At 63.9% G+C, this 590-nt stretch carries 2 protein-coding genes; both read right to left on the reverse strand.

Going from position 1 to position 590, the window contains the following annotated elements:
* Positions 1 to 254: 254 nt before the first annotated feature.
* Positions 255 to 404 carry a hypothetical protein gene (locus ACCC97_RS28805; protein WP_413336391.1) on the reverse strand — a complete coding sequence of 50 codons (150 nt, stop codon included), beginning with the start codon at positions 402 to 404 and terminating at the stop codon, positions 255 to 257.
* Positions 401 to 590: hypothetical protein (locus ACCC97_RS28810; protein ID WP_413336393.1), on the reverse strand; the 190-nt coding region annotated here is incomplete at its 5' end. The genes ACCC97_RS28805 and ACCC97_RS28810, both read right to left, overlap by 4 nt.

Raw genomic sequence — 590 nt, forward strand, 5'->3', positions numbered from 1 at the left:
TTGATACTGAGACAAGCCCGCGCGCTGCGCGCGCTTCTGCGGACTCGAAATCGCGCGCGGTCTGGCGCTGCGAGAACGCACGCAGCGCTTCCATCGAGGATGCGCGTGCGGCGTTGACTTCGGCTTGACGGACGCCGACATAGCTCACGCGCGCTTCTCCTCTGCCGTCTCCGGCAGCGGGTAGTGCACGATCCGCCGAACCTCACCGCAATGGCGATACCAGCAGCCGAGGCCCCAAGTGAGAACAGCAGGCTTCATAGCGATGCCTCAATCAGCGCAGCAGCCAGCACACGCACGTTGCGCGCGATGACTTCTTCGTAAGGGGAAAGGGAACGCCACTCGCCCCCGTCGCGGGCTTCGAGCCAGTAACGGAGGCGGAGGAAGTTGCGGGCTTGGCTGCTCATTTCCACGACTCCACTTCGCGGCGAATGTCGATGTAGAGCCAGACCAGCAGGCATACGCACGTGAGCGCGCTGACGACCAGCCAGGGCCATGCGGAAGGCTCGATATCGATCACAGCGACTGCCCTCCCATGGGCACGCCGCGTTGCGTGTACGTCAGATCGATGGCGGTCACACCATCGTCTACGG

This window comes from Variovorax sp. Varisp85 (genome assembly GCF_047304045.1).
GTDB lineage: Bacteria > Pseudomonadota > Gammaproteobacteria > Burkholderiales > Burkholderiaceae_C > Variovorax.